12 protein-coding genes and 1 pseudogene (1 of these 13 cut by a window edge) are annotated in these 14,237 nt (G+C 61.7%); 3 read left to right on the top strand and 10 right to left on the bottom strand.

Annotation, left to right across the window (positions count from 1 at the left end; genetic code table 11):
- The 3 genes and pseudogenes from A2X88_03165 to A2X88_03155 form a co-directional block, all read left to right on the top strand.
- Positions 1–598 (top strand): annotated as a pseudogene (locus A2X88_03165) (hypothetical protein); it begins 359 nt to the left of the window's first position.
- Positions 599–693: 95 nt separating this feature from the next.
- The gene (locus tag A2X88_03160) at positions 694–1,632 is read left to right on the top strand and encodes a hypothetical protein (GenBank protein OGP35773.1); all 939 of its coding nucleotides are present in this window, start codon (positions 694–696) and stop codon (positions 1,630–1,632) included.
- Positions 1,629–2,672: a hypothetical protein gene (locus tag A2X88_03155; protein ID OGP35772.1), complete on the top strand. Its 1,044-nt coding sequence runs from the start codon at positions 1,629–1,631 to the stop codon at positions 2,670–2,672. The genes A2X88_03160 and A2X88_03155 overlap by 4 nt, the downstream gene beginning before the upstream one ends.
- Here A2X88_03155 and A2X88_03150 read toward each other — a convergent pair.
- The 10 genes from A2X88_03150 to A2X88_03105 all read right to left on the bottom strand — a co-directional run bounded on the left by A2X88_03150 (position 2,659) and on the right by A2X88_03105 (position 14,109).
- Positions 2,659–3,912 carry a hypothetical protein gene (locus A2X88_03150; GenBank protein OGP35771.1) on the bottom strand — a complete coding sequence of 418 codons (1,254 nt, stop codon included), beginning with the start codon at positions 3,910–3,912 and terminating at the stop codon, positions 2,659–2,661. The two genes, A2X88_03155 and A2X88_03150, sit on opposite strands and share 14 nt — an antisense overlap.
- Before the next feature lie 31 nt (positions 3,913–3,943).
- Positions 3,944–4,915 carry a GDP-mannose 4,6-dehydratase gene (locus A2X88_03145; GenBank protein OGP35782.1) on the bottom strand — a complete coding sequence of 324 codons (972 nt, stop codon included), beginning with the start codon at positions 4,913–4,915 and terminating at the stop codon, positions 3,944–3,946.
- A gap of 201 nt (positions 4,916–5,116) precedes the next feature.
- On the bottom strand, positions 5,117–6,382 hold the full coding sequence (locus tag A2X88_03140) for a hypothetical protein (GenBank protein OGP35770.1): 1,266 nt from the start codon (positions 6,380–6,382) through the stop codon (positions 5,117–5,119).
- Positions 6,383–6,415: 33 nt separating this feature from the next.
- On the bottom strand, positions 6,416–7,438 hold the full coding sequence (locus A2X88_03135) for a hypothetical protein (GenBank protein ID OGP35781.1): 1,023 nt from the start codon (positions 7,436–7,438) through the stop codon (positions 6,416–6,418).
- An 89-nt stretch (positions 7,439–7,527) separates the two neighbouring features.
- Entirely contained in the window at positions 7,528–8,313 is a 786-nt protein-coding gene (locus tag A2X88_03130) for a hypothetical protein (protein OGP35769.1), read from the bottom strand.
- 6 nt (positions 8,314–8,319) lie between these two features.
- Positions 8,320–9,438 carry a hypothetical protein gene (locus tag A2X88_03125; GenBank protein ID OGP35768.1) on the bottom strand — a complete coding sequence of 373 codons (1,119 nt, stop codon included), beginning with the start codon at positions 9,436–9,438 and terminating at the stop codon, positions 8,320–8,322.
- Positions 9,439–9,440: 2 nt separating this feature from the next.
- Positions 9,441–10,259 carry a hypothetical protein gene (locus A2X88_03120; GenBank protein OGP35780.1) on the bottom strand — a complete coding sequence of 273 codons (819 nt, stop codon included), beginning with the start codon at positions 10,257–10,259 and terminating at the stop codon, positions 9,441–9,443.
- Positions 10,260–10,272: 13 nt separating this feature from the next.
- On the bottom strand, positions 10,273–11,421 hold the full coding sequence (locus A2X88_03115) for a UDP-N-acetylglucosamine 2-epimerase (GenBank protein ID OGP35779.1): 1,149 nt from the start codon (positions 11,419–11,421) through the stop codon (positions 10,273–10,275).
- Positions 11,422–11,939: 518 nt separating this feature from the next.
- Positions 11,940–13,040, bottom strand: coding sequence for a hypothetical protein (locus A2X88_03110; protein OGP35778.1), 1,101 nt, complete (start codon positions 13,038–13,040; stop codon positions 11,940–11,942).
- A 16-nt stretch (positions 13,041–13,056) separates the two neighbouring features.
- Positions 13,057–14,109: a lipopolysaccharide heptosyltransferase II gene (locus tag A2X88_03105; GenBank protein OGP35767.1), complete on the bottom strand. Its 1,053-nt coding sequence runs from the start codon at positions 14,107–14,109 to the stop codon at positions 13,057–13,059.
- Between the last annotated feature and the right edge of the window lie 128 nt (positions 14,110–14,237).

The following is a 14,237-nucleotide window of genomic DNA, read 5'->3' as shown; positions in this document are numbered from 1 at the left end:
CGGGCCAGTTTCCAATGCGGTCGGCAATGAGCAGAAGATTTTCACCAGCGGCGTCACCCCGGCCGAAATCCTCGCGGAGGGGGCGGCATGGGCCTGGCACAGCCGTGGCGATGCCTTTGAAACTGAACGGCTGGGGTTTTTCTGCGTGGCGCTCCGCCGGGAAACGGCAGACAAGGTGGGCCTCCTCGACGAGGCCTTCGATCTGGGATTTTATGAGGACGACGACTACTGCCTTCGCATGCGCAAGGCTGGTTACCGGCTCGTCTGTCGGGAGGATATCTTCGTTTACCACCGGGGGAGCTCCTCGTTCGGGAAGACCCCCCGGAAAACCAAAGAACTCTTGAAGAAAAACCGCTGCCTCCTTGAGAGAAAATTTGGAATGCGGTACTCTCCACGTCATCCGCGGGATCGACAGCTCGACATCATTGAGTCATATCTTAAGGAGGACGAGCGTACCCGAAGCCCGGAATCCCGGCGGTTCAAGACCGAGAACAGAATGCGGATCATCAAAGAACTGATGCCGCGCGGATTCCTCAAACGTTGGCAATTTGAGCGCCGGCTGAAACACGTATTGTCGAATCTCTCACGGGTTGGGTAGTTACGGACGTCCCATTCGGCTTCCGGATTATCAAGATGCAAGAAAGGACGGCGGATTCCCGCATCGCACCGATCGATCTATCAAGGAACTTGAGGATGAGAAAACAGTACATCGAAGTGCCGCTAGCCATGCGGTGCCGCGGATTACGGTCCTTCCTGATGCGACTCGCAGGCAACATCCTGTGCCCTGCATACTGGTTGGCCGCATGGTTCGCCGGCGGGCCGGGGCTCTTTTTCCATTTGCAATGCGCATGGCTCGCCGTGATTTCGCTTGTTCCCCGACGCCTCAAGCGAGGCCATTACAGCCTGATGTTTTTCCCCATGGACTCGACGCGATATTTCGAGTTCGACGTGTCGTGGGAAAGACTGCGCCGGTTGCCGTTTACGCGCTACCTGGATGTTTCCTCGCCCCGCCTTCTCCCGCTCATGCTCATGCGATCCAACCGGCAGGCAATCGCAGAGCTCATCAACCCGGACGCAAACGACATACGCGACACCGAGAGGTTCTTTCGGGCGTTCGGGGTTGGCCAGCGGTGCCGGTTCAGCGCGCGGACGGTCGAGCAGGCATCCTTCGAACCATCGTCTTTTGACCTGATCACCTGTATCTCTGTACTGGAACACATACCGGCTGACAGCGAGGCGGTCGAACGGATGTGGTCCCTTCTGCGGACCGGCGGCAGGCTTGTGCTGACGCTGCCATGCATGTCGCAACCCCTGGAGCAGTACATCAGCGACAACCAGTACGGGGTGCTGCAACCGGGAAGCGACGGGTATACTTTCTGGCAACGCTATTACGACGAAAAAAGGCTTCGGGAGAAGATTTACCGTATCACCGGACCGCCGGAACACATGGTGATTTTCGGCGAAAAAACGAACGGCCTTTTTTTCCGGAACGCGACCATGAAGCGCGTCCTCGGCGGGCGGTATCCGTTCTGGCGGGAGCCGTACATGATGGCGACGGAATACCGTTATTACCCGTCACTGGATGAACTTCCCGGAGAAGGGGTCGTGTTCCTGGAGTTCCTGAAGAAATGAAATCTCCGCTCCTCTCCATCTGCATCGCGACCTACAATCGCGCGGACTTCATCGGCGAGACGCTGGATAGCATCATCCCCCAACTCACCGAGGAGGTCGAGATTGTCGTCGTGGACGGGGCCTCGACCGATGCCACCCGGACCGTCATGGAACGTTATGCAGCCGACTGCCCCGGACTTCGGTACATCAGACTCCCGGAGAAGGGAGGGGTCGACCAGGATTTCTGCAAGGCGGTCGAAGACGCCCGTGGCGAATACTGCTGGCTGTTCCCGGACGACGATCTGTACAAGCCGGGGGCGGTGAAACGCATACTGGACGAACTTCGGAGCGTTCCCTCCCTGGTCATCGTCAACGCCGACGTGATGGACCGAGATTTCTCGACCTTGCTCCATCCGTCCATGCTCGATAACCGGGAGGATGAAACGTTCGGTCCCGATGATATGGAGGGACTGTTCCTGCGGATCGTCCCCGCAATATCCTTCATCGGGGGTGTCGTGATCCGACGAAAGACGTGGCTGGAGCGGGAACATGCCCGTTATTTCGGCACCGAGTTCGTACACGTCGGGGTCATCTTCCAGAATCCGCTGCCCGGCAGCACCCGGGTCATTGGACAACCGTACATCACCATACGCTATGGGAACGCTCAGTGGACATCACGCTCATTCGAAGTTTTTATGTATAAATGGCCGCATATCATCTGGTCGCTTGACCGAATATCCGACGAGGCCAAGCGGAAACGGGTGAAACCCGAACCCTGGAGGAGGTTGAAGACCCTCAGGCTCTACCGGGCGCTCGGCTCCTACTCATGGGAAATGTACAAAAAGATCGTCGCGCCAAGCAATGCGTCCGAGCTGTGGAAACTGGCTGCCCTGGCCATCTCGCTGCTGCCGCAGCAGGCTCTCAACTCGTGCATGCTGTGGTATTGCCAGACCTTCCGGAAGCACAAGATTATGGCCATTTACGACCTCGCGACAAGCAGGAAAAACATGATGGGCAAACGCCCCACGAATCAGGGTTGCACCACGATCAGATCAGGGTGAAATGCGGCATCGGCACGATAAACTTCCCGCCGGAAAGCAGGTACGCCTTCTCCCGCAGCCGGAACTCCTCGAGGAAGTGCCACGGGAGAACGAGGAAGTAGTCGGGCTTCGCGGTGCGGGCCTCCTCTTCTGATACGATCGGGATGTGGGTCCCGACCGTCACCTTCCCCCACTTATCCGGGTTCCGCTCGGCGGCGGCGGTGATCAGCGTCCGATCGAGGCCGAAGTACTGGAGTAGCGTGTTCCCCTTGGTCGACGCTCCATAGACATACACCATTTTCCCACGGGCCACCTGCTCCTTGATGAAGCCGACCACGTCCTCCTTGATCCGGTTCACCCAGACCGCGAACTCCCGGTAGACCTCGATGTCGTCCAGCCCCAACCGGATTTCGTGTTCCCGCAGGGCCCGCACCCGCTCTGCCGCCAGTTCCCTGTAAGTATCATCCGCAAACCGGTTCGGGTCCGATCCACGGTTCCGGATGTATGCCCGGATACTCCCGCCGTTGATGTCATTGAGCTCCGTGTCCAACACCTCGAAATCGTGCCGTTTCAGCAGGTATTCAAACGACCCCAGGGAATAGTACTCGAGATGCTCGTGGCAGATGTTGCCGAACTCGTTCGTCTTCAGCATCAGGGGGAGGTAGCTCATCTGGACGATCCAGAGTCCCTCCGGGTCCATCACGGTTTTGATGTCGGAAACGAACTTGTTGGGGTTCTCGAGGTCGTAGAACATGGCGATGCTCGTGACGATTTTCGGGCGGCACCCACGTAGGTCCGCATCGGCCTGGAATGCTTCGGCCTCGAAATAGCCGACCGCCAGTTTGTCGGCAATCTTCCGCGAGAAGACGGCCAGGTTCTCCGCCGGATCGAAGCCGATCTTCCGAATCCCTCCCGTTTTGTAGCAGGCAAGGAGGGTCCCGTCGTTGCAGCCGATGTCTACGACGGAATCTCCCTCGCGCAGGTGGATGAGCGTTTCCGCCTTGTTGGCGATGTCGGCGAGGGCGTTCCGCATCGTCTGGTTCGTGCCGGACCGATACCAGTAGTTCCGGTACATCGTTTCCCCGGGAACGGTGTGCTTAAGCTGGAGTAGCCGGCACCGGCGGCAGATCACCAGCTCAAGGGGGGCTTTCGTTCCGTCGGAGTCGCCGGGGGAGATGAAGTTGGAGACGTAATGTTCGCCCAGGTCGAGGACCGGCTCCAGCGAACCATTGCAGACCCGGCAAGTGGTTCTCGTGATCATCGGTGCGGTTCTCCTTGAGATTGATTTCCCGTCAACCCGATCGCTCCACCCGGAGCGCCTCGAGGTCCGCGTCCACCATCGTCCGCACGAGGTCCCGGAAGGAGACCTCCCGCTTCCAACCGAGAACGCGGTGGGCTTTCGCGGGGTTCCCCACCAGTTGGGAGGCCTCCGGTAGGCGGAAACTTTCGGCTACTTGCACAACATATTCACGGTAATCGAGCCCAACGTGGGAGAAAGCCTCCTCGCACAGTTCCCGCACGGAGCGAGTTTTCCCCGTCGCGATAACATAGTCGTCGGGGATGTCTTGCTGCAACATGAGCCACATGGCGCGCACGTAGTCCCCGGCGAATCCCCAGTCGCGACGGGCATCAAGGTTCCCGAGGCGAAGATCGTTTGCAAGCCCGAGCTTGATCTTCGCTGCCGCCTGGGTGATCTTCCGGGTGACGAACTCAGGGCTGCGCCGCGGGCTCTCGTGGTTGTACAGGATACCGGAGCAGGCGTACAGGTTGTAGGTCTCCCTATACGTGATCGTCATCAGGTGACCGTACACCTTCGAAACTCCGTACGGGCTCCTGGGGTGAAACGGGGTGGTTTCTGTCTGAGGCACATGCACTGGCTTTCCATAGATCTCGCTGCTTGAGGATTGGAAGAACCGGGCCTTCGGGGTGATCTTCCGGATTGCCTCCAAGATCCGGGTGACACCAACCGCAAGCACCGCCGTACTCTGGATCGGCTGGGTGAATGAATCGGCCCGGAACGAATTAGCGGCGAAATTGTACACCTCATCGGGCTGGAGATCCTCGAAGAGTTTCTCAAGGTGCTCCTGGTTGAGCAGGTCGTCCTGCACGATCTCGATCCGGTCCAGCAGGTGGCGGATCCGTCCGATGGGTGCGGAGGAGCGGTCGGGCACCGTCCCGACAACCCGGTACCCTTTCCCGAGGAGGAGTTCGGACAGGTACGACCCGTCCTGTCCGCTGATTCCTGTGATAAACGCTGTTCTCATCATCTTCCGAACGGATGATCCACGGAGAAGATCGTGGCAATCGATCATGGGAATTCTATCACGAAAATGTCCCCCTGTCGCAGACCACGATCGGCCCGTCGCCCTCGCCGACCCGTCGTTTGCCCCGGGAACCCCCATCGGGAAAAGCCTTTCGGGTCGTTCGTCCCCGTTTCCACCAAGATTTCGTTCCAGGGACCCTTCCTACGCCGGACCCCGGGATTCCGCGACCGCTACCAGTCGTTCTACCGCCGATGCGATGGTGTACGGAGACCCCGCCCGCGTTTCGAGCCTCCCCGCTTCCCACCTTAGGTGGATCTCCGATACGGCGCCACGCACCGAGCCGACGTCCGCAGCCTCCGCCACGGTGTGTCCCAGACCCTTCAGCATCCCGGCAAGCTCGGGATTCCTGTACACGAGTCCCAGGATCGGGCGGCCCGACTGCAGATATTCGTAGGTCTTGGAGGGGATCGTCTCGGTGGAGAAATCGCTCGTGTTCTGGACGAGGAGCAACACGTCGCTTTTCCGCATGGCGGAGAGCGATTCGCTCCTCGACAGACGCCCGTGGACTGTCACGACGTCCGGGAAGGGGAACGCCTCGATCCGCGACAGCGAGTGCCGGTCGCAGCTCCCGTACAGGTCCAGCCTGACCGACCCGGAGAGGTCCGGACGCTCCCGGAAAAGCCGTTCCAGCGCCGCCAGGAAGACGTCCACGTTTCTCGACCCCGCCAGGGAACCGTAGTGGGCGAACCGGCAGGAACTCCCTTGATGATATTCCCCGGGGGAGACGGAAACCGGGACCGCTCCCGGATGTATGGCCCATCCCCGGTTCCCTAGCCCGGTCCTTTCGCTTGCCCCCCGCCTTGCGCCGTCCGTCACAAACACCACCGCGTCCGCCCTTTTGCAGATGAGTCTCTCCACCCGGGCATGGATCCGGAGAGCCCTCCCGGACCTCTGCCAGTCTCCGTGCACAAGAGGATCCTGCAGCTCCGCGATCCAGGTCTTCCCACACTTTGCGGCGATCATGGCGGCTGCGATATGGGCGCTGAACGGCCCCCCGGTCGAATAAATGATCTCCGGATCGTATTTTTTGCACAGGAAGTATCCGCGGACGCCCGCGGACAGGAACCAGGACCACTGGCTTTCCACATCGAGGAAGATCTTTTCGACGAGATAGAACGGGAGCGCGAGGAAACGGAGCACCGTTCCGAACAGCCGGAACAGCGGGCGGCCCTCCGCTTCCGTCCTCAGCTTGTAACCAAGCTCGAAGCGGAGACCCGAAGGGGCCGGCGAGTAGGTCTGCACATGGAACGTTTCGGTCAACGGAGGACCCGTGGGGCCCGAGAGGATCAGGGGAGTGATCCCTTCCTTTTTCAGGTACGGTAGCCGGTCATCGATATGCTGCGAGGCGGCCCTGCCGTCCAGGTTGCACGCGTGCGTGATGATCAGCCAGTTTCTCCCCTTCTCCATCTTTCTCCTCTTCCGCCCGTCCTCCTTACAGGTTCACCCCTCGGAGGAAGGGACCGGCGTCAAGGAACGGTACAGCCGCTCGTAGTCCATGGCCACCAGCTTCCAGGTCCGGTCGTATCCGGGAAAGGGATCGGACCGTTCGAGCACCCTCCGGGATGCCGCAACCCACTCCTCCACCGGGTCCTGGAGCGACAATACCGATCCATGACGCTCCGTGACCGTATCCGCCACGCCGCAATGGTCCGAGATCACGACCCCCACCTTCGCGGCCATCGCCTCGGCCACCACCATTCCGTACGGCTCCCGGGCCGCGGGATGCAGGAGGAGGTCGATCCTGTGATACAGATCTGCGGTTTCCGCCTTTCCCAGCAGCCGGTACGTCCCGCCGAAGTCCCGGAACAGGTGCCGGACCTCTTCGGGGTCCGGGCCCACGACCCAGAATTCCATCTTCGGACGCGTGCGGGCAAGGCCCTTTGCGATCCGGACGGCCATCTCCAACCCCTTGCGCCTCCATTCGTACCCGACGAACCCCACGATTCCCCCGTCCCCCGGAACCGGCCGGGATGGACGCACCGGCGAGGGGACGACGCCCGGCACGATGGGATCCGCCATGCGTGCGGCGGCATCGGGGTAATATCTCCGCAACTGGTCCGCGATGACGCGGGAGTTCGGGACGACGGCCCTCACCTTCGGCCCGCAGACTTCCCGTCGCTCCATCCAGAGATAGGCGGCGACGCGAAGCGACGTCCGCCGCCAGAGGGGGCGATCCCGGACCGGCGCGAAAGGAGGACCGTGAAACGTGGTGACCTGATGATTCCCCGTCCGCTCGTGGCTGTGGACCAACCAGGGCTCCGAGGGATGATCCTCCACCCAACGGCCGACCCGGCGCGAGAACCGAAGGTAGGAAACCCAGCGGGGGCGTCGCCAGGGCGACCCTAGGGGAAACATCTCGACTCCGGGAGGAGGCTCCGGGACGAACGTTTCTTCGCAGAGCACGCCGACCCGGTGACCCAGGGCCGCCAGCTCCCTGGTGAGCTCCCAGACATATCGTTCCATCCCGCCCACGGTACCGTAGCGCCGTACGATGTGAAGGATCCGTAGACGACTCTCCTCCGGCCCTCTCGCGGGGACTTTACCCACGGCCGTCAAACGACCTCTCCGTCCGTCTTCTCCATTTCCCGCAGCTTCACATACTTCGTGAAGGCCAGAAAGGCCGTGGTCGCCGAGATCAGCAGACCCTCGAAGCCGTCGAGGAACCCGAGCTTGAGAACGTACGTCCGGAAGAAGGCGAAAGGAGGCCGAAGCAGGACGTCGGACAGACGGCACCTGCGTCCGGCCTCGTGCATCTGCCGGGCGGACAGGTCGCCGTATCGCTGGAGCTTCGCGAGCAGGTCGGCCACCCCCGAGAAGGAATCATGCAGGAGGTGATGACGACACTCTCCGACCCGGCCCGACACGACAACGCGTTCGTGAACGATATCGTCCGAATAGCGGGCGTTCCTCCGGTCGAAAAACCGGACCGTCCGGTCGGGGTACCAGCCGCAATGGCGTATCTCCTTCCCGCCGAGGAACGTGCGCCTCGGAACGGAGTAGCCCGGCAGCATCTCATCGCCGGACAGGATCGCCTGGATCTCCTCGGCCAGTTCCGGGGTGACGCGTTCATCGCAATCCGCGTTGAACACCGCGTCGTGGGCGGCGAGGTCGACGGCCGCCTGTTTCTGGGGACCGAATCCCTTCCACGGGACGGAGTGGACCTTGTCCGTGTACCTTCTGGCCAGAGCGACGGTGCCGTCCACGCTGCCCGAGTCGACGACGACGATTTCATCCGCCCACGACAGGCTCTCGAGGCAAGGGACGATACGATGCTCCTCGTTGAGGGCGATCACCACCGCCGAGACGGGGCGGCGTTCCCGCTTCCTCCGGTCTTCCATCGTCGCTCACCCTCCCGACAGAACCGACAGAAGATGTCGCCCGCTGTTCTCCTCCTGGAGCGTCTTCCCCGCTCGGGCGGCGTTCTTTTGGTATCGTCCGTACTCGGACCGGATGCCGTCGACCGCGGCCAGCAACGACTCCGGGGAAAGATCGTTTACCTCCCGTCCGGCATCGAAGCGCCGGACCACCCCCGCCATCCAGGTTCCGGCCGTGGCCACGACAGGGCATCCCGCGGACAGGGCATCCAACGTCACCCCGCTGATCCTGTCGGCGAAATCCTCCCGCCGGTACGGCTGAAGGCAGATCGCACCATGAAAAAGATCCGAGTAGACAAGGGGATCCAGCGTTTCCCGAACCACCCGAAGAGCGTGGTACCGGGTGGATTGCAACCGGATCAGATCCGCCTTCGTCTCCGGGTCGAATCGGTCGTAATGATCTGCGGACGCCTGCATCACGACCGGAACGTCGCGTCCGATATCCGTCAGGAAGGCAACCAGATCGACCACTGCCGAAAACCCCTTTTCCTGCCTCGCCGCCCCGGCGAACAGGACATGGCGGAAATCGGTCGGTCTGTCTTCAGAAACCTCTCCCCTGGGCGTGATAGGGTAGGGAACGACCTTCGTGTGCCCAAACCCGCAACGGGAGAAGACCTCGCCGATGGAGGGCGTCGGCGCAAGGATCACGATATGCGGCTGGTTCCTGGCTGCATTCCGATAAACGGCCTCCTTCGCAGATGTCGGCCGGGCCCAATGAAAATACAGGAAAGCCTTGCCGGGGGGTATCTCCTCGGTGGCAGCCCGGTCGAGGAGGAGAAGGTCCACCCGTCCCGCCGTGGAAACGAAGATGCGCCCCGGGCTTTTCAACAGTTTCCTGAGAAGAAAATATTCCTGGATGCGGCGTACCCTTCGTCGAAAATAGGGGCGGACCGTGATGCCGGACGACTCAAGACGAGGGAGCCGCGCCCCCTTTCCCGCCCAGATGCACATCGATTGCGGGTTTCCGATCGTGGCTCGGCAGAGGCTTTCGACGAAGCTGTGGCAATGCCCCGCCTCGGATTCGAGCGTCGGCTCGATGATGTGGATCGGATTCTCCATTCTCCCTGTATCCACCGAGCTCCGATCCATTCCTATTCTTCCTTCTGTCGGGAAGCAGCGACCTCCTCCGGCTTTTTCCCGAAGGCGATGATCGATTTCCGGAAGGACGGGACAAGGTCTCTCGCCATGCTTCCTAACGACAACATGGATTGGATCCCCACCCTGTACCTTCTCGATTTGAGGAAATACACCCGGTCGATTTCGAAGCCCGCCTCTTCTAGCAATATTTTCAGATCCTCTATCGTGAAATCGCGGTTGTGCCTGTCAGGATAAAACGACATCCCCTTATAGTGAACCGGCTCTGCACGGAGATAATGCTTCTTGTATTCCCAGGTAATATGCTTTCCGCGAATCATTCTGCTTCGATTCCGGAAACATACCGCGTTGGGGACATCGATTTCCACGATCCCCCCGGCTTTTAATACCCTCCTCATTTCCTTTACGGCGTTCAAGTGGGTATGCGTAAAATGCTCGAGCGTCTGGCAACAGACCACCGCATCGAAGTAATCGTCCGGATACGGGATCGGGTCTACTTCGACATTGCATCTCTTGAACACGATGTTCTTCGCCACATAGATGTCGGGCGCGAATTCCGGCACGTCGTTCACATCGATGGCGAAACATTCGTGTCCCAGCTCGGACAACAGGGAAAGCAATAGACCGCCCCCCGACCCGACGTCGAGCACCCTTTTCGAACCTCTCAGGTGGTATGCGATTTCACAAAAGCGATCGACGCTTCCCCGGAACGCTTCCACAAAATACGAATTCTCCAGATCGAACAGCCGCCCCTGCTCCCTGAGGGAAAGGGCCTTCCGGAACAGCTCCCTTTTCGATAACCCGTGGATGCGCATCCCGGTCATCGGTTCATTCCTCTTCCCGGGAAACCTTGACGGTTTTCAGGACATCCACAATTCTCCCGGACGCCCGGCCGTCGCCGTACGGGTTGTGTGCGAGGGACATCGCCCGGTAGGCGTCGGCATCCCGCAGCAGGTGTACAGTCCCGGAGAAGATTTTTTCCCGGTCCGTGCCCACGAGCCTGGCGGTCCCCGCCGCAATCGCTTCCGGCCTTTCGGTGCGCTCCCGCATCACGAGAACCGGTTTCCCGAGGGACGGAGCCTCCTCCTGGACCCCTCCCGAGTCGGTGAGGATCAGGAATGCGCGCTTCATCAGATACACGAAAGGCAGATACTCCACCGGCTCGATCAGGCGGATGTTGGCATCTCCTGCCCCTCCCAGCAACCGGTTCACCGGCTCCCGGACGTTGGGGTTCATGTGGACGGGGTAGAGAATTTCCACTCCGGGATCGTGCCGGGCGATGTCGGCAAGGGCGAGGCAGATCTGCTCAAACCCTTGTCCGAAGCTCTCCCGGCGGTGGCCGGTGACGAGAATGAGCTTTCTTCTCCCGTCGAGAAAGGAAAACCTGTGATCCAGCTCTTTCCGGAGAGCGGAATCCCGCTCGATCCGGCCCGACACCGAGAGAAGAGCGTCGATGACCGTATTCCCCGTGATGAAAATCGTTTCGTCGGGGATCCCCTCCCGCAACAGGTTCTCGCGGGAGACTGCCGTCGGGGCGAAATGGAAATCGGCAAGGACGCCCGTGATCGTGCGATTGATCTCCTCCGGAAACGGTGCGCGCTTGTCGTGCGTCCGGAGGCCGGCCTCCACATGCCCCACCGTCACGCCGGAATAGTAGGCCGACATGGCCGCGGCCATGGTCGTCGTGGTGTCGCCCTGGACGAGCACGATGTCGGGCCGCTCCCTGCGGAGAACGTCCCGCATCCCCCGGATGACATTGCAGGTGACATCGAAAAGGTCCTGCCCGGGTGTCATGATGTCCAGGTCGTACTCCGGGCAAATGTCGAAGAGTGAAAGCACCGGGTCGAGCATCTGGCGGTGCTGCGCGGTGATGCAGACCGTGCTCGAGAACATTTCGGGCCGACCCGCAAGCTCCCGGACAACGGGCGCCATCTTGATCGCTTCAGGGCGGGTCCCGAAAACGGAGAGGACGCGCAGCTTGCCGGAAACGCTTCTCATCCCTCGTCACCCCCCCCGAGAAAAAGGGATCCATCCGCCGGTTGCCGTTGCCCTTGCACCATGAATGTATTTCCTCCTAAAACCTTTTTATGGAAGATATTTCTTGCGGGGAATTTGCAAATTCATTGTTTTTCGTCAATAGTACACATCCGGTAGCTCCGGGGATTTCTTCTTTCGAAGGCAAACTCGGAAAAAAAGCACATAGATTATATTTGGATTTCAGACTGGTCATATCTATATATCGTAAAGTGCCATAACTACCATATCCATAACCATCATCCCAAGGAACTTCAAAATCATCGACCATGATAATGAATTTTTCCCAGTAAAAGCTTATGATGAATATTTCCTCTTTAAGAGGCACCTCCTTTCCCCAATGCGCATCCAAGTAGATAAAGCATTCCCCTCGAGTGATTTCCGGATTATTACTTAAATACTTGAGAAATTCCCTTGAATCCATATTAAATAATGATTCCGTATTTTTTTCAGTAGGTTCATCATGATACTCCTCCGGGACTCCGGGGACTTTCTCTCCCGTTCCTTTCGGGAACGTCGATCAGGCTGGCCATCGTGGTTGCCACGTCCTCCGGTCGAACGCTCTCCCGGCACTCGGCGTCCCGGTCGCACCGTTTCCGGAGGCAGGCCGTGCAGGGCATCGGCGCCTGCAGGAACCGGTGGGTCGGCCCGTGCGGGGCGTTACGGCTGCCGTCGGTGGCGCGGAAGACGGAGACGGTCCTCGCTCCCACGGCCGCGGCAATGTGGAGCGGCCCGGTGTCGGGCGCCATGAGATAGCCGCACCTGCGGTAGACGGCGGCGATCCCCTTCAGGGAGAGAGGCGGCAGAAGCGCCACCCCGCCGGCCGCCAGATCCCGGATCCGCTCCGCCTCCCGCCGCTCCGCCTCGTCCCCCCAGGAAAGAAGGACCCCCAGGGAGGGGTAGGCCTCCCGCAGGAGGCGGATCGCCCCGGCCCAGAAGGAGGCGTCCATCCGCTTGGTCTCCCAGGTCGTGCCGGGATGCACGGACACGACATGCGAAGCGCCGGGAGCCAGCTCCCTCAGTGTTGCGGCCGCCCGCTCGTCGTCCTCCGGCGACGTGGCTACGGTCGCTCGAAACTCCCCGGGGTCGAACGTTCCCCCGAAGGGCGCGCTCACGACCCGCAGGTATTTCCGGCCGATGTGCCGGTCCTCCCCGCGCAGCGGGACCTTCCGGTTGGTGAACAGGAGGTTCGGGGACTCGCGCACGCCGTTCCGGGCGAACCCGAACCGCAGGGGAGCGCCGGACAGCCAGGTCACCACGCCGCTTTTCGTGTTCCCCTGGATGTCGAAGGCGGCGTCGTACCCCCCCGCGCGAAGCAACCGCACCGCGTCCCCCGCTTCCCGGCGCACCTCCCGGGACGTCCAGCCGCTCTTCCAGGTCTTCAGGTCCAGTGGGATCACCCGGCGCAGCCCCGGGTGCCCTTCGAGCAGGCCGGCGAACCTGCGGTCGACCACCCAGTCGACCGCCGACCCGGGCGCCCTCTTTCCCAGGTAGTCGACGACCGGAAGGGCATGCGCCACATCCCCCAGCGCGGAGAGCTTGACGATCAGGATCCGCCGGATCCTCCCCGGCTCCACCTTACACGGCCTCCGCCATCAGGCCGCGCGCGGCATCCACGACCATCTCCGGCGTGATCCCCAGCATGCACTCGTGCCCGCGGTCGCACTCCCGGAGCCGGCAGGGGGAGCAGTCGACGTCCACCCGGACGATCCTGGCGCGCGTTGTCCAGGGGGAGGTCTTCCTCCAGTCGGTCGGCCCGAAGATGGCCGCCATCGGCACGTTGAACGCCGCCGCGATGTGCATCGGGCCGGAGTCGTTCGTTACGAGGAATACGCTGTGCGAGAGCAGCGCCATCAGCTCCCGGACGGTCGTGCGGCCCGAGAGGTTCACCGGACTTTTCCGCATCGCGGCCTCGATCTCGTCCGCCAGCGGCCGCTCGGGAGCCGATCCGACCAGCAGGACGGCGGCGTCCCATTCCTCGGAGAGTGCGTCCGCCACCGCGGCGAACCGTTCCGGGAACCATCGCTTCGCCGACCCGAAGGTCGCCCCCGGGTTGATCGCGACGATCCGCCTTCCTTCCGGGACCCCGAGGACGCCCAGCCTTTCCCGGGCGGCGGCCCGCTCCTCCTCCGTCACGTGCAGCGTGAGGACGGCCTCCTCCGGGCGGCGGATCCCGAGCGCCCCGACCAGGTGAAGGTAATACTCGACATGGTGAAGCGACAGGACCTCCTCCGTCACCGGAACCGCCCGGGAGAGCAGCAGGCCCCTCCCGTCCGTGGCGTACCCCGCTCGGTCCGGGATCCCCGAGAGGAAGGCCAGCAACGCCGCGTCGAAGGCGTTCTGGAGCAGGATCGCCGCCCCGAACCGCCCGCGCCGCAGATCCCTCGCCATCCGCAGGGTTCCGGAGATCCCGGAATGGCCCCCCCCCCGATCATAGACGACCACCTCGTCCACGAAGGGGTGATTCCGGAGAAGGTCCGCGACGGGGGGGCGGGCGGCGGCCACGATTTTCGTCCCCGGGAAGGCGGAGCGGATGGCGCCCATGGCGGGAGTCGTCATCACGGCATCCCCCAGCCAGTTCACGGCGCGCAGGAGAAGCCTCTCCGGCCGGGAGGAGGGAAACGGCTGCATCCAGGTAGAATATCAGATGAAGATCAGCCGGGATAGCGCCTTGGGCGGGGACACTCCTCCAACCGTACTGCCGACAACCTCGAGGAGATGTCCCCGGCGACCCCCGGAAACCCTACTTCCCGAAGAAG

The organism is Deltaproteobacteria bacterium GWC2_65_14, assembly GCA_001797615.1.
Lineage (GTDB): Bacteria > Desulfobacterota > Deferrimicrobia > Deferrimicrobiales > Deferrimicrobiaceae > GWC2-65-14.
This window is presented reverse-complemented; position numbering and strand designations above follow the sequence as displayed.

Bases quoted from the DNA above. Each gene is read 5' to 3' on its own strand.
- A2X88_03160 (OGP35773.1), top strand. From the start codon at position 694: ATGAGAAAACAGTACATCGAAGTGCCGCTAGCCATGCGGTGCCGCGGA.
- A2X88_03120 (OGP35780.1), bottom strand. From the start codon at position 10,259: ATGCGCATCCACGGGTTATCGAAAAGGGAGCTGTTCCGGAAGGCCCTT.
- A2X88_03105 (OGP35767.1), bottom strand. From the start codon at position 14,109: ATGCAGCCGTTTCCCTCCTCCCGGCCGGAGAGGCTTCTCCTGCGCGCC.
- A2X88_03130 (OGP35769.1), bottom strand. From the start codon at position 8,313: ATGGAAGACCGGAGGAAGCGGGAACGCCGCCCCGTCTCGGCGGTGGTG.
- A2X88_03125 (OGP35768.1), bottom strand. From the start codon at position 9,438: ATGGATCGGAGCTCGGTGGATACAGGGAGAATGGAGAATCCGATCCAC.
- A2X88_03145 (OGP35782.1), bottom strand. From the start codon at position 4,915: ATGAGAACAGCGTTTATCACAGGAATCAGCGGACAGGACGGGTCGTAC.
- A2X88_03135 (OGP35781.1), bottom strand. From the start codon at position 7,438: ATGGAACGATATGTCTGGGAGCTCACCAGGGAGCTGGCGGCCCTGGGT.
- A2X88_03140 (OGP35770.1), bottom strand. From the start codon at position 6,382: ATGGAGAAGGGGAGAAACTGGCTGATCATCACGCACGCGTGCAACCTG.
- A2X88_03155 (OGP35772.1), top strand. From the start codon at position 1,629: ATGAAATCTCCGCTCCTCTCCATCTGCATCGCGACCTACAATCGCGCG.
- A2X88_03150 (OGP35771.1), bottom strand. From the start codon at position 3,912: ATGATCACGAGAACCACTTGCCGGGTCTGCAATGGTTCGCTGGAGCCG.